Source organism: Streptomyces prunicolor NBRC 13075 (genome assembly GCF_000367365.1).
Lineage (GTDB): Bacteria > Actinomycetota > Actinomycetes > Streptomycetales > Streptomycetaceae > Streptomyces > Streptomyces prunicolor.
Map to the genome: position 1 here is coordinate 323,696 of NZ_BARF01000014.1, position 13,479 is coordinate 337,174.

The window sequence follows — 13,479 nt, forward strand, 5'->3', positions numbered from 1 at the left end:
GTCAGGCCGTTGAGCCGTCGACGGTCAGGTGCCGGGCGAAGAAGCGGACCGCGCTGTCCGCTTCGAACCTGGGCAGTTCCTTGTGCGAGCCCGAGTTGATGTGCAGCGACTTCTCCTTCGAGGCGAAGGCGTCGAACAACGCGAGACCGGACGGGAGGGGGATGTGTTCGTCGTCCCGCTGGAGCGCGAACTCGATCGGGACGGTGATCCGCCGCGCCGCCTCGGCGAGGGTCTCGTCGTTCCAGAAGAGGCCCAACACCGCGGCGGTGATGCGGGGTTCGCTCGCCGTCAGCGGTACCCCGATCGCGGTGCCCATGTTCAGGCCGTAGTAGCCGACGGGTCCTTCGGCGCCGATCTCCGGGAGTTCCTGGAGGGCGTCCAGGGTCGCCCGCCACTCCGGTACGGCGCGCTCGGCGAGGTGGGCGTTGTAGCGGACGACGATCTCGCCGACCGGTTGGCCCGCCGCCATCTTCCGTTGCATCAAGGTGATTTCGCGCTCGTCGTGCGGTGTGCGCGGGCGGTCGCCGTGGCCGGGTGCGTCGATGGTGGCGACGTGGAAGCCGGCGCCGTTCACGAGGCGCTCCGCACGGCCCGCCATGGCGGGCGACTTGCTGTGGTTGCCGCCGCCGTGGCCCATCAGGACCAGGGGAGCGCGTGCGGAGGCGGAGGCTGCGGGGGACCAGAGCGCGCCGGTGACTTCGCCGACCGTGAAGTCGCGGACGAGGACACCGTTCGACGGTGTCTCAGCGGTGAAGTGCACGGAATGTTGGGTGAGTTCCATGATGTGTCGCCTTTCGGGATCGCCTTGTCGTGAGGCGCTCCCGGCGACACCTATGCCGCTGGCCCAACCGTGGAGAAGAGGGGGAGCACCCACCTGGATACTGCGTTCATGGGTCTCACCTCCTCGTGCGGTGTCACGGCCAACGGCAAGTTAGCAGCCCGGTCGCCGTCGCGGCCAACGCTTTTCCGCCCCGGTGCTGCTGCATGCGCGTACATCTAATGTTCTTGACACCTTCCCGGGCCGACGACGTAAGTTGAGGCGATCGCTCCCGGACGAGTGGAGGCCCCGATGCGCGTATGCGACGCCGCACCCCACGGTGCCGTCCCGGGCGCACGGCTGATCATCCGGCGGCATGTCGACTACTGCCGTACCGCCTCCGCCGTCTGTCCTTCCGCACGCCCCTGACCCGTGTCGGCCTCTCGGGCCGGCCGTCTCGACGTGTTCTCGGAAGGAACCCCATGTCCGGCCCCGCCCTGCGGCTCGCCCTCGAAATCGACGGCGACGGCGCCCATCCCGCGGCCTGGCGCCGCGCCGCCCACTCACCCGACCAGCTCCTGAGCCCGCGCCGGGTGGCCCGCGTCGCCGCCGCCGCGGAGAACGCCGGGTTCACCCTGCTCACCCTGGACGACGGCGCGCTCCCGCCCGGCGCCGGCCCCGACACGGTCGGCCGGATCGGCGCGGTGGAGCGGGCCGCGTTCATCGCCGCGTCCACGAGTGTCGTCGGCGTGGCGCCGGTCGTGCCGCTCACCTACGCCGAACCCTTCCACGTATCAAGCCAGTTGGCGTCCCTGGACCACATCTCGGTCGGGCGCGCCGGGTGGGTGGTGAGCGAGGAGACACGGCCCGAGGCGGCCTCCGTCTGGGGGCGCCCACTCGTCGACGGGGCCCTGGCCCGGGCCCGCGAGTCCCGTGACGGCGTCGAGGTCGTCCGCGCCCTGTGGGACTCCTGGGAGGACGACGCGGTCATCCGCTCCGTCGCCACCAGCCGCTACCTCGACCGCGACCGGCTGCACTACGTCGACTTCACCGCCGACACCTACACGGTGAAGGGCCCGGCGATCGTGCCGCGGCCGCCGCAGGGCCAACTCGTCGTGCTCGGCCACCCCGACCGCGTGCCCGGCGGGCAACTCGACGTCGCCCTCGTGGAGGGCCGGGACCGCTCCGCCATCGCCTCGGGCGTGGCCCTTGCCGACACGCCGCGTGCCTTCGCCGAGGTCGAGATCGCGCTCGACACCGCCGACGCCACGGCCGAGGAACGCGTCGCCGACCTCGAACGGCATGCCCCATGGAGCGACCGAGGACGGCTGCGGCACATCGGCTCCGCCGCCGGACTCGCCGCACTGCTGGGGGAGTTGACGGGAGTTGTGGACGGAGTGCGCCTGCACCCGCTGGTGTTGGACGAGGACCTCCCCGAGCTGTCCCGGCTGGTCCTGCCCCACCTCTTCGAACGACGGTACGCTGTACGGCCGTTGCCCGCCGCGACCTTGCGCACCCACCTGGGCCTGGAGCGGCCCGCCAACCGCTACGCCGCCGCGGCCGCCCAGGAGGACGCACGATGACCCGCACCGACCCCCTCGACGTTCCCCGCCCCGATGCCCGACTCCACCTCGGTGTCTTCTTCCAGGGCGTCAACCACTGGACCGTCTGGTCCGACCCGGCCAGCGGTTCCCAGATCGACCCCGCCAACTTCCGGCGCGTCGCCCAGACCGCCGAACGAGGCCTGTTCGACGCGTTCTTCCTGGGGGAGGGGCTGCGGCTGCGCGAGGTCGACGGCCAGATCCACGACCTCGACGTCGCCGGGCGGCCCGACGCCATCACCCAACTCGCCGCCCTGGCCGCCGTGACGGAGCGCATCGGCCTGGTCAGCACGTCCAACACCACCTTCAACGAACCCGCCGACCTCGCCCGCCGCCTGTCCGGCCTCGACCTGCTCTCCGAGGGCCGCGCCGGCTGGAACGTGGTGACCACCGACAACGCCTGGACCGGCGCCAACTTCCGCCGCGGCGGCTACCTCGACCACGCCGACCGCTACCGCCGCGCCGAGGAGTTCCTCACCGTCGCCCGCGCGATCTGGGACAGCTGGGAGGATGCGGCCGTGTCCGGCGCGGCCGATGCCCCGGCCTGGGCGGCACCCGGCGTCGTACGCCAAGTCCGCCACCAGGGACCGCAGTTCGACGTCGACCTCGCGCCCACCCTGCCGCGCAGCACCCAGGGCCACCCGGTGATCTTCCAGGCCGGGGACTCCGGAGAGGGCCGGGACTTCGCCGCCCGCAACGCCGACGTCATCTTCTCCGCGCACGGCAACGACTTCGACGACGCGCTCGCCTTCGCCGACGACCTACGGCGCCGACTGTGGGCCGCCGGCCGCCCCGAGGACGACCTGCGGATCCTCCCGGGCACCGAGATCATCATCGGCGCCACGGAGGAGGAGGCCCTGGAGAAGAAGCGCTGGATCCGCCTCCAACAGGTCACGCCCGCAACCGCGTTGGGCATCGCCGGGCTCCTCTGGGGCATCGACCTCTCCGGCCGCGACGCCGACGGGCCGCTGCCGAAGGAGGACCCGGTCGTCGCCGAGAACGACGGTTCCTTCGGCGCGCGACGGATCGCCGACCCACGCCAAGTCGTCGCCGAATGGCGGGAGAAGGCCGACGCGAACCGATGGTCGCTGCGCGAGACCGTCATCGCGCTCGGCCCCCAGCGCGGCCACGTCGGCACCCCGGCGGGACTGGCCGACAAGTTCGCCCACTTCGTCTGGCACGATGCCGTCGACGGCTTCAACGTCACCCCGTACCTGATCCCCGACGGCCTCGACGACATCGTGGACCTGCTCGTACCCGCACTCCAGGAACGCGGCGTCTACCGCACCGGCTACACCGGTGCGACCCTGCGCGCACACCTGGACCTGCGCGAACCCCTCACCCACCGCACCACGACGGACCGCCGCCGGACGGGCTGACCCACCGGCACCGCGGGCGTGCCGTAATGAATGCGAAGCCGTTCCCATTGACCCCGGCCGATGGGTGCGCGGTCACCGCTCGTGAAGCAGGCGCAGGCCCAGCGGAGTTGCCGAGTGCCGGACGAACTGGCCCTCCCGGCGACTGGCGATCAGACCTCCGTCGCGCAACACGCCGAGCTGGTAACTGGCGCTGGGCAGCGCGATGTTGGCCGCCGTCGCCACCTCGGACGTCGTACGCGCTCCATGACTGGCGAGATCCACCAGGACGACGGTCCGGGTACGGCCCAGCAGCCGCTGCAGCCCGTCCTTGCTCGCGCGGACGATCTCCAGGGGCTGCTTGGCGACCGGGTGGACGAGCACCGGCCCGAGCATGGGATCCGCGAGCGCGGTGGGCCTGCGCCAGCAGAAGTACGACGGGATGAGCAGCAGGCCGCGCCCTTCGAGATGGAGTTCGCGGTCGACGGGATAGTCCACCTCCAGGACGGGAGCCCGCCAACGGGCGTGTGGGCGCAGCGTGTTGAGGAGCGCGGAGGTGCCGCCGTCGAGGAGCGCGCGCGAGCGCAGCTCGACGTCGTTGCCGACAGCTGTCCGGATGTGGGGCCAGTACGGTTCGAGCAGTGTCTTGCAGGACAGTTCGAGGGCCCTCGTCAGCGTCCCCAGGGCCTTGGTACCCGGTCGGTCGAGAGTGGACACCCAGGACGGCAGCGGACGGGACTCGGCGAGCCGGCCCAGCTCACGGGTCAGCCGGGTGCGGGAGGTGGCCCGCACCTGGTCGAGACCGACGGCCAGACCGCCGCCCGTGACCGACGGCGTGAGGAAGTCGGGGATGTAGCCCACGGGCGGAATCAGCGTCTGTAACGGCGACAGGGCCCGCCGGGCCCGCGGATCCTTCGCCAGCCCCTCGTGCACCGACCGACGCCAGTGCCCGTACTCCAGCGCCCCCTGCCGCACGTCCAACCGGCAGACACCGCACACGAGTTCCCAGAGCGCATGCGGCTGACGAGCGACCCGGATGTTCTGCAGATCCTGCGGCGTGAAGTGGATACGGAGCATGCGGCCTCTTTCCTACGCGTCGTCGGTGCGCAGTGTCGGTGGGCGTGCAGCCGCGCGAAAACCGGCGCGTCCCTAAGGGGGACGACTCAGGGGCGCGCATGGTTGTCGAAGGAGGACGGAGGGCCGTATCAGGCCGAACCTCCCCGCTCACGGGGCGTCTTCAGCCCGGCCTCGACGGACACCGGCAGCCGGTTCTCGGCCGGCGGCAGCGGGCAGGTGGCCAGGTCGGTGTAGGCGCACGGCAGATTCGTCGCGCGGTTGAAGTCGAGGACGACCGTGCCGTCGGCGGCCGGCGGGGTGAGAGCGAGGGCTCGGTTCGCGGCGTAGGTGGTCACCCCGGAGGTGGCGTCGGTGAAGAGCAACAACAGTCCGCCGGGCCCCCGCCCGGGGAACGCGGTCAGGGCCAGCGGTCGCCCGTCCAGCTCGAACTCGACCCGGCCCGGCGCGTCGTACACGTGCTCCAGCCCCTCGACCGCCGCGCCCACGGTCGTCGGACGTGGCGAGTCGAAGGCCGTGTAACGTCCCCGCACCACCCAGCGGGGATCCGGCGCGTAGGCGGGCGTACCGGCGAACGCGGTACGCAGCGGCGCGTCCGGATGCCGGGGCCGCACGATGTCGTTCCCGCCCCGCCTGGCCACCTCGATCACGGCATCGCCCCACACCGCGTCGACCCCGCCCCGCTCGGGCAGCACACCGAAGCGGTACTCACCGCGCACCGGCGTCCCCGCCACGACGAGTTCCTCACCGTCGTCGAGGGCTACGGCGACCCCGTCGTCGTCGGTCCACCAGGCGCCCGGCGCGTCCGGGAACCGCTGCGGCCGGTCGTCGAGCCAGTGCAGCCCGGTGATCGCCAGGAACCCGTGCGGAGCGGCGAGCCGTTCCTCCTGCCCGCGATACCAGTCCAGCCAGTCCTGGGTGAAGGCCTGGAGGTCCGTCGTATTGAGGTCCACGGTCATGGTCGCTGCTCCTTCGTCGCGCTCGGCCCGGTCTTGAAGCGGGGTCGTACCAGTGGCAACCCCGGCCGCCCGGCGAGGGATTCCGGCTCCTGTGTGACAGCTTCGTGTCAGGCCGGAGGAGGGGCGCCGTCGTGCGCTCCTGCGACGCGCCCGCACCACCCGGCGGGCCACCATCCACCCGTACGTGGGACGGCATTGTTCGATTTTGAGCCGCTAGCATTTTGTGCAAGCCGAGCCATGAAATTGCATGACGGGATTTCATGGGGCCTCCACCTGTGCGGTTTCGGGGCCACGGCGAAGAAGGCCGGAAGAATGGGCTTGTCGAACGGAGAGGGTTCTTCTCTGATGCAGGACTTCACGAACGGAATGGCCGCCGACCTCATCCCGGGAACGTGGGTGAAGAGCCGCAAGTCCGAAGCCAACGGCATGTGTGTCGAGCTGGCCGCGCTGCCCCGAGGCGGCGTGGCCGTACGGAACTCGACCGACCCCGGCGGACCCGCGCTGATCTTCACCGCCGAGGAGCTGGGCGCATTCCTCGACGGCGCGAAGAGGGGGGAGTTCGACGCCCTCGGCAGTCCCAACTAGGCGTCGGAGTACATAGGTTCGGGCAACTCCTCCGGGGTAGGCGTGTCATCATGTGAAGGTGACTGCCCATTGAAGGAGAAAGCGTGTTCCCGGACCCGATTCCGATCAATCGTCTGGCCCGGCACACGGCCGGGCCGGACACGACAAAGACCGCCGCCATCATCATGCTCGGTCTTGCCGTCAAGGATTTACGCGATGCCGCCGGACTCACGCAGAAAGAGCTGGCGAAGGCCATCCTCGTTTCGAACTCGACCATCAGCCGCCTGGAGAATGCCGACTCGATGCCTGAGGGGCGCACGGTCGAAGCGGTGATGGCGTATCTGAAACTCGACGGGCCGGCCCGGGACAATTTGACGATGCTGTTCTCCCGCGCCCAGGAACCGGAGTGGTTCCAGAACAGATTCGACGACTGCACCCCCGATTACCTGCGCCGGCTCCTCGGTCTCGAATCCGTCGCCATCGGCCTCACCACGTATGACGTACGTCTGGTGTCGGGCCTGCTGCAGACTCCGGAGTACGCGAGCTGCATCCTCCGCACGGGCCTGCACCTCACCGAGTGGGACAGCCCCGAGATGGCGTTACGGGTCGCCATGCGCCGGGAGCGGCAGGAGCGGGTGTTCGGCCAGGCCGAGCCGCCGCGCTGCGTGTTCCTCATGGACGAGTCCGTCCTGCTGCGACGGGCCGGCTCGGACGCGGTGATGCGCGGCCAGATGCTCCACCTCGTGGAGATGGCCGGGCTCCCGCACATCACCATCCGCTTCGTGCTCCTCGACCGGATGATCGCGGGCAACGAGGCGTCGATGGCGGGCGGCATGGCCCACCTCCAGTTCGGCCGCGGCGGCCTTCCCGACCTCGTCTACGTCGAGGGCTACCGCAAGGCCGACTACTACAACAAGCCCGCGCTGAGCGCCGAGGAGCGGGCGAAGCCCTGGCCGACGAAGGAGAACGACTTCGAACGGCACCTCCAGCTCCTGCTGCGCATCCAGGGTGAGGCGTGTGCCTCACCCATGGAGAGCCGACGCATGCTGGACGAGGCCGTCGCGAGGTATTCCTAGCCGGCCGGGATTCTTAGCCGCCGGGTCCCGCTAATCCCGGGGCGGTACCTTCCCCAGCCCGCCGAACTCCGTCCATTCGATGCTGCGTTGGCGTTGCTGGAGCTCGGAGTCGGGTCGCCAGTCGGTCACATCGACGAGTCCCGGCTGCTGCACGGTGAGCTTCTCGAAGATCTCCGCCACGTCCGCCTCCTCCCGGACCCTGCCCCAATTGCCCCCGGTCTGGACCCGCATGAGCTCGGTGACGTCGTCGCGGACCTTCTGATCGTCGCTCACCAGCTGGCACACGACGACGAAACTGCCCGGGGCGAGCGCGTCAACGACCCGCTCCACGAGGGCCTTTGGGCCGGCGCTGTCTGGGAGGCAGTGCAGTACGGAGATGAACAGGGCCGCCGCCGGCTCGGTGAAGTCGATGAGCCGGGTGAAGTCCGGGTGCCCGAAGATGGTCCCGGTGTCCGTCATGTCGACCGACAGGATCGCGGTGTTGTCGTTCTCGTCGAGCAGGGACTGGCCCAGCGACAGAACGACGGGATCGTTGTCGATATAGACGACATGGGATTCGGGGTCGACTTCCTGCGCGATCTGATGCACATTGCGCTGCGTCGGAAGGCCCGAGCCGAAGTCGATGAACTGCCTGATTCCATGCTGTTCTGCCAGCGCCCGCACCACGCGCTGGAGGAACCACCGGTTGTTCAGCGCGATCTCGCGCGAGGTGGGTGCCACCTCCAGCAGTAACTCGCAGGCATTCCGGTCTGCTTCGAAGTTGTTGCTGCCGCCCAGCAGCCAGTCGTACATCCGCGCCGCGCTGGGCAACGACAGATCGACATGATTCTTCTCCACCAACGGCCCGTCCCCTCGCCGAATCCGCCCCATCCGAAGTGGAGTTGCCCATCCTAGGAGGGCGGCACCCGGCCGCACCACCGCTGGTTCGGGTGAACCGTGGCGCAGACCGGCGAAAGGTGGCGGATCTCGGCATCCGGCAGTCGACCGCGTACGCCGGAGGGGTCACAGATGCCTCAAGGGCGCCTCCGCGTCGACGAGTTGCGGAAGGGTTCGACGCGCGGCGGCGAGAGCCGCTTCGACCACGGACGGTTCGGTACCCATCAGCTCGGCCGCCTCGGCGACGGGGAACCCCAACAGGCGGCACAGCACCCAGCTGTCCGCGCACGCGGCGTTGGGGAGCCGCTGGTAGAGGACGGCCAGGACCGGGTTCTGCGGCGCGGAGCGCTCGCTCTGCCGCTCGACCTGTTGGCGGAGTTCTTCCCAGACCTCGGCGGCGGGGCAGGGCTGGCACATCAGCCACTCCCACCGTGCGCGGGCGGACGTCAGCGTGGCTTCCACGACGGCGGAGGACCGTGCGCGGACGGACAGACGGGCCTCGGCGTAGAGCGTGTAGCGGGGGGAGTTCCGTTCGGCGAAGGCCGCGAACCCGAGGTCCGCGATCACCGGATTAACCGTCGCTGACGTGGAGTGGCCGCAGGGGGAGTGGCTCGGCGGCACGGAAGAATGAGGGGCGCTCGGTGAATCGGTTCGTTCATTTGGTTTTTTCCTTGTGAATCTGCTTCATCCCGGGGACGTGATGGAGAACCTTTCCCCGGCGGTCCGCCAAGTGGGCCCAAAAGGAAACTACCGCGTGGAACAGAGCGGTTGAGCTGTCCCGCCCCTCCATGCAAAGTCATTTTTGCGCCCATAACATCGCGGTCAGGAGGGGTCGAATTTCATCGGGACTCGAGCCATTCTGGTGGCGAAGGGGAAGCTTCAGTACCTCTTCGATCCTTTTCGATCAGCCTCGTGGAGCGACGATCATGAGCACCTTCCCGACCGCACGAGACGTCAGGACCACCCCCGAAGGACTCCTGTGGGAGCCGAGCCCACGCTGGGTGCGTGGCCGCAAGGGCGACACCACCGTCGTGGACAGCAGGCACCCCGTCCTCGTGTGGGAGCCCGCCGTACCCGTACCGACGTACGCCTTCCCGCACGACGAGGTCCGCGAGGACCTGCTCAGCCCGGCGAAGAACCCGCCGACCGGCACGCACACGGGATCACGGATCTTCTACGACCTCGCGATCGGGGGCGAGTTGGTGGAGAACGCGGCCTGGACCTACCCGGCGGACGACCTGGCCGAATACATCGCCTTCGAGTGGTTCCGGCGGGTCGGGCGCGGGCTGGACCACTGGTACGAGGAGGAGGAAGAGATCTTCATCCACCCCCGCGACCCGCACAAGCGAGTGGACGCCGTCCCCAGCAGCCGGCACGTCACCGTCGAGATCGGCGGCACGGTCGTCGCCGACACCCACCGCCCGGTGCTGCTCTTCGAGACCGGCCTGCCGACCCGGTACTACATCCCGCGCGAGGACGTCCGCCTGGACCTGTTCGAACCGACCGACCACAGCACCGGGTGCCCCTACAAGGGCACCGCCACGTACTGGTCGTGGCAGGGCGAGCCCGGTGTTCCCGGTGTCCCGCCGAACATCGTCTGGAGCTATCCGGAGCCGCTGCCCGCCGTCGGTGCCGTAAAGGATCTGCTCGCCTTCTACAACGAGGCGGTCGACATCGTCGTGGACGGCGAGGCCCTGGAGCGCCCGGTCACGCCGTTCACCGAGGCGCTCTCGGGGCAGTCGCCGGCGTGACGGTACCGGTGAAGTCCAGCCCTGTTGCTTCCAGTTGAGGTGAAACACCGACAACCGGGCAGTCGACACCTTGCACATGCCTCTTCGACGGCTGTCGTGCTCCGGAACTGGCAAAGGGATGTTGAAGGACATTGATGGAGAGTCACAAAAAGAAGGATGAGAAGAAGCAGGAGCCGAAGCGCAAGGTGCTCGATCTGACCGCTGTGCAGGTGGTGGCGAGTGCGCTTGCCACCGTGGTGGGCGCGGTGCTGGCGTCCCTGCTGGGGGTGACCGGGACGATCATCGGCGCCGCCGTGGTCAGCACCAGCGCCACCACCGGCGCCGCGGTCTTCCAGCACGCCTTCCGGCGTACCGGCGAAGGGATCCGCAGAAGGGTGCCGTCGGTGGCGATGGCGCTGACGCCGAGTGAGGAACGGGCCGTACAACGCGCGGACGCCCGGGCGGCGTTCGTGTTACCGGACGACACCTCGGCCGGTGCCGCGACACCGGCCGACGCCCTCTCCGACGAGGAGTCGGTGACCACGTATCGCGCGGCCGGCACCGGATCCTTCTGGAGGTCCATCGGCTGGAAGAAGTACGCCTTGGCGACAGGCCTGGTGTTCGCGCTGGCGATGGTCACGGTGACCGCGGCGGAATTCGTCATGGGCAAGCCCTTGGCGGCCGCGGTCAGGAACGAGTCCGGCAAGGGCACTTCGTTGGGGGGTGGCTCGGCCGCCAAGAGCACTCCCGCGCACAGCCCGACTCCCACGCCGCTGACGTCCAGCAGTACGGGGTCGTATTCGGGCGGTACCGCCTCGCCGTCCGCGAGCGCGGAGCCGGAGACCGGCTCCAGCTCCGGTGCCCGCCCGAGCCACAGCGCCGCCTCCAGCCCCGCGGCCTCGGCGTCGGCCGCACCGTCCGCGAGCGGTGACGCCGTGAACAGCCCCGACGCCACCGCTCCTTGAGCTCGGCCGACCTTACTGAGGCATCTGGCTCGCGTCGGCCAGCGCCCGGTGATCGGGATCGCCGGGCAGGTCCAACTGCCTCCCGAACCGCCGTGAGGCCAGCAGCGCGAGCAGCGCCGTGAGCGCGGCCAGTGCGGCGAGTACGGCCATCAGCCCCGCGAACCAGGGCGGGGCGGCGGTGATCCGCAGCGCCTGCGAGAGGCGTGAGGAGTGGAACCGCCCGTCGAACAACTGGAGGGCGGCCAGCGCGGCCGGCACCACCACGGACACGGCGAGCACGGACAGGCCGCCGTGCAGGATCAGCGCCGGTGCCAGCAGGACGCACAGGATCGAGACACCGAGCGCGAACCCGTAGGCGGTGCCGGAGGCTCCGTCACGGTGCAGCGGGAAGTACGACAGCCCGCACAGCACGAGCGCCGCCGACGCGATCAGCCGCGGCCAGAGCGGGGGAGCGGTGCGCCGTGCCGTCGTACGCGGACGGCGTGGACGGCGCCGACGAGCAGCCGGACGGTCGCCCGCGAGGTCTGGATCGCGCGGGTCCGCCGGGGTTCGTCCGGGCGACGGTTCGGACAACGGAGCGGCGGATCGATCCGCCGCCGGCCCCGAGGTCTGGGCGGTTGCGCCCTGCTGCTCGGCTTGCTCGGCGTCCTCCGCTTCCTCGGCCAAGCGGCCGATCAGCTGGACGAGTTCCTCGACGGGCCGGCCGGCCGCGGCCCGCACCGCCTCCTCGCCGCAGTGCGGCTCCAGCGGAGCCCGCTGCAGCAGGGCCATGAGCCGGGTGACGTCCTCGACGGGCCGGTGCTCGGCGGCCGCGCGGATCGCCTCGTCGGCACAGTCGGGGTTGCGCGGCGGCCGGGTCAGCAGGGTCACCAGGCGCGTGACGTCCTCCACGGACCGGTCGACACCGACCGCGCGCAGGGCGTCGACGGTGGCCTGCGCGTACTTCGGTGACTGCTCCAGCAAGGTGATGAGCTGGAGCACCTCATCGAGCGGCCGGTCGGCGACGGCGGCGTGCACCAGGCGGTGCATCGGGTCGACGTTCTCGCCCTCGGGATCGGTCTGGGCGGGACCCTCTTGCGACGGACGTGACGTCGGCGGCGATCCGTCGGCCGGCCCTCCGTCGGAGGGCGCGAGCGGATGGGCCGCGATGCCGTGAGGTATCTCGGGTTGGTCCGGGCTGGGCGAGAAAGAGCGGGTGGTCATGCTCGGCTCCATGAAGAGGGAGAACCTGCTATCGCCCCCCGAAGCGCGATGAACAAGCTGATCCCGTCCATTACTAGGCCGCCGCCAGGCCCCCCGCCACGCGAATACGCCACCCGTGTGACGCCACCGCCCCGCCGCGCGTGCCTTCGCGGGGCTCACACCCTCATCCGTTCGGTGGCCGTCTGCTCGCCCGGCGCGCGGGCCGTGCGTCAGATGGGATCAGCGCGTTCCGGGGGCCGCGTGAGAAGCGGCGGGCGGCGGGTACGCGGATACGCGGGAAATCGTCGGAAACGGATGGAGGAGAGTGTCGTGCCGCGAGGTTCCAGCGCGAAGCGTGAGCGGCAGTACGAGCACATCGAGGAAGGTGCCGAGAAGCGTGGAATCGACGGCCGTTCGTCGATGAACAAGCAGCAACTGGCGACGGCCCTCGGCCGCTGATCCGCCTGACCGACGCCCGACTCGAACCCAAGGAGAGTGACCCCGATGGCCACCGTGTCCCTGACCGGAGCGTCCAAGGAGGACGCCGCCACCGTCTTCGGCGTCCTGCGGACGGCGTTCCCCACCGACCGGCCCTCCGACGACGTGCCCCAGGAACAGCCGGGCGACCGAACCGCCGTGTGGACAGCGGAGTTCGAGCCGACGCAGGAGTGGATCCCGACCGACCCGATCCCCTTGGAGGGCTCGGTGTCCGCCACGATCCAGGGCGGGTACGTCGCCGTGGACCAGCTTCGTGAGGCGCTGGACGTCACGTTCGCCGTGGACGAGCGGGGCACGGCGTCGGGTGACCAGGAGAAGGAGGTCGACCTGAGGCTCACGACGAAGCGGTGACGGGAGGGGCGCCGGCAGCCAACTCCTCGCACACACGGCGCTGTCAGGAGCAGTACGCGGAACGGGCCTGATTGACGGCCCGGAGAGACGCGCCGTACTCTCCCCCTGTAGTGATGGCATAAGGAAGCTGGTGGAATTCCAGCACGGTCGCGCCACTGTGAGCCCGCCGCCGGAAGGTGGAGGGCGAGTCAGACACTGAACCTTCACTCGCCCGTACACGCAAGGGACGCACGATCCCGAAGGAGGGCTCACCTTGAGCAGCAGCATTTCCACACCCCGTCCGGTGTCCACGCCGGTTGTCCTGCCGGTCTCGAAGTCGATCGTCTGGCTGGTCGGCACCGCGCTGATCGCGCTGGCCGTCTACTACTTCGTCGGTGTCGACCAGGGCGCTGTATCGGTGTTCGGCAACGACACGCACGTCCACGAGTTCGTCCACGACGCCCGCCACTTCCTCGGTTTCCCCTGCCACTGACCCTCCGCCGGCATCTGGA

The 13,479-nt window shown here is 69.9% G+C and carries 14 protein-coding genes, 1 pseudogene and 1 riboswitch; of the genes and pseudogenes, 9 read left to right on the forward strand and 6 right to left on the reverse strand.

Going from position 1 to position 13,479, the window contains the following annotated elements; translation table 11 throughout:
• Position 1: 1 nt before the first annotated feature.
• Positions 2–781 carry an alpha/beta fold hydrolase gene (locus SPR02S_RS07280; protein WP_019056283.1) on the reverse strand — a complete coding sequence of 260 codons (780 nt, stop codon included), beginning with the start codon at positions 779–781 and terminating at the stop codon, positions 2–4.
• 458 nt (positions 782–1,239) lie between these two features.
• Between SPR02S_RS07280 and SPR02S_RS07285 the strand changes: the two genes are divergently transcribed.
• Both SPR02S_RS07285 and SPR02S_RS07290 read left to right on the forward strand, forming a co-directional pair.
• The gene (locus tag SPR02S_RS07285) at positions 1,240–2,340 is read left to right on the forward strand and encodes an LLM class flavin-dependent oxidoreductase (RefSeq protein ID WP_019056284.1); all 1,101 of its coding nucleotides are present in this window, start codon (positions 1,240–1,242) and stop codon (positions 2,338–2,340) included.
• Positions 2,337–3,737 carry an NtaA/DmoA family FMN-dependent monooxygenase gene (locus SPR02S_RS07290; protein WP_019056285.1) on the forward strand — a complete coding sequence of 467 codons (1,401 nt, stop codon included), beginning with the start codon at positions 2,337–2,339 and terminating at the stop codon, positions 3,735–3,737. The genes SPR02S_RS07285 and SPR02S_RS07290 overlap by 4 nt, the downstream gene beginning before the upstream one ends.
• 72 nt (positions 3,738–3,809) lie before the next feature.
• Here SPR02S_RS07290 and SPR02S_RS07295 read toward each other — a convergent pair whose 3' ends face one another.
• Together SPR02S_RS07295 and SPR02S_RS07300 are read right to left on the reverse strand one after the other, a co-directional pair.
• Positions 3,810–4,790, reverse strand: coding sequence for an ArsR/SmtB family transcription factor (locus tag SPR02S_RS07295; protein ID WP_019056286.1), 981 nt, complete (start codon positions 4,788–4,790; stop codon positions 3,810–3,812).
• A gap of 128 nt (positions 4,791–4,918) precedes the next feature.
• Positions 4,919–5,746 (reverse strand): DUF1684 domain-containing protein, encoded by an 828-nt coding sequence (locus SPR02S_RS07300; protein ID WP_019056287.1) that lies wholly within the window; start codon positions 5,744–5,746, stop codon positions 4,919–4,921.
• Positions 5,747–6,091: 345 nt separating this feature from the next.
• Here SPR02S_RS07300 and SPR02S_RS07305 point away from each other — a divergent pair, with 345 nt between their 5' ends.
• Entirely contained in the window at positions 6,092–6,331 is a 240-nt protein-coding gene (locus SPR02S_RS07305) for a DUF397 domain-containing protein (protein WP_019056288.1), read from the forward strand.
• A gap of 83 nt (positions 6,332–6,414) precedes the next feature.
• Positions 6,415–7,386 carry a helix-turn-helix domain-containing protein gene (locus SPR02S_RS55325; RefSeq protein ID WP_019056289.1) on the forward strand — a complete coding sequence of 324 codons (972 nt, stop codon included), beginning with the start codon at positions 6,415–6,417 and terminating at the stop codon, positions 7,384–7,386.
• 30 nt (positions 7,387–7,416) lie between these two features.
• Here the strand turns inward: SPR02S_RS55325 and SPR02S_RS07315 are convergent, their stop codons facing one another.
• Entirely contained in the window at positions 7,417–8,256 is an 840-nt protein-coding gene (locus tag SPR02S_RS07315; protein ID WP_052346934.1) for an SAM-dependent methyltransferase, read from the reverse strand.
• A 132-nt stretch (positions 8,257–8,388) separates the two neighbouring features.
• Positions 8,389–8,829: a hypothetical protein gene (locus tag SPR02S_RS07320; RefSeq protein WP_019056291.1), complete on the reverse strand. Its 441-nt coding sequence runs from the start codon at positions 8,827–8,829 to the stop codon at positions 8,389–8,391.
• Between the two features lie 359 nt (positions 8,830–9,188).
• Between SPR02S_RS07320 and SPR02S_RS07325 the strand changes: the two genes are divergently transcribed.
• Positions 9,189–10,013 (forward strand): DUF427 domain-containing protein, encoded by an 825-nt coding sequence (locus tag SPR02S_RS07325; RefSeq protein WP_019056292.1) that lies wholly within the window; start codon positions 9,189–9,191, stop codon positions 10,011–10,013.
• A 134-nt stretch (positions 10,014–10,147) separates the two neighbouring features.
• Positions 10,148–10,957: a hypothetical protein gene (locus tag SPR02S_RS62895; protein WP_158697787.1), complete on the forward strand. Its 810-nt coding sequence runs from the start codon at positions 10,148–10,150 to the stop codon at positions 10,955–10,957.
• A 12-nt stretch (positions 10,958–10,969) separates the two neighbouring features.
• Here the strand turns inward: SPR02S_RS62895 and SPR02S_RS55330 are convergent, their stop codons facing one another.
• Positions 10,970–12,160 carry a hypothetical protein gene (locus SPR02S_RS55330; protein ID WP_019056294.1) on the reverse strand — a complete coding sequence of 397 codons (1,191 nt, stop codon included), beginning with the start codon at positions 12,158–12,160 and terminating at the stop codon, positions 10,970–10,972.
• 309 nt (positions 12,161–12,469) lie between these two features.
• On the opposite strand from SPR02S_RS55330, the pseudogene SPR02S_RS66095 reads away from it, so the two are divergent.
• The 3 genes and pseudogenes from SPR02S_RS66095 to SPR02S_RS07350 all read left to right on the forward strand — a co-directional run.
• Positions 12,470–12,541, forward strand: a pseudogene (locus tag SPR02S_RS66095) (plasmid stabilization protein); the annotation flags it as partial.
• A 102-nt stretch (positions 12,542–12,643) separates the two neighbouring features.
• Entirely contained in the window at positions 12,644–12,988 is a 345-nt protein-coding gene (locus SPR02S_RS07345) for a hypothetical protein (protein ID WP_019056296.1), read from the forward strand.
• A gap of 122 nt (positions 12,989–13,110) precedes the next feature.
• Positions 13,111–13,184, forward strand: a riboswitch (cobalamin riboswitch).
• Positions 13,185–13,307: 123 nt separating this feature from the next.
• Complete coding sequence (locus SPR02S_RS07350; RefSeq protein ID WP_245607520.1) at positions 13,308–13,460, forward strand: CbtB domain-containing protein; 153 nt, start codon at positions 13,308–13,310, stop codon at positions 13,458–13,460.
• Positions 13,461–13,479 lie beyond the last annotated feature (19 nt).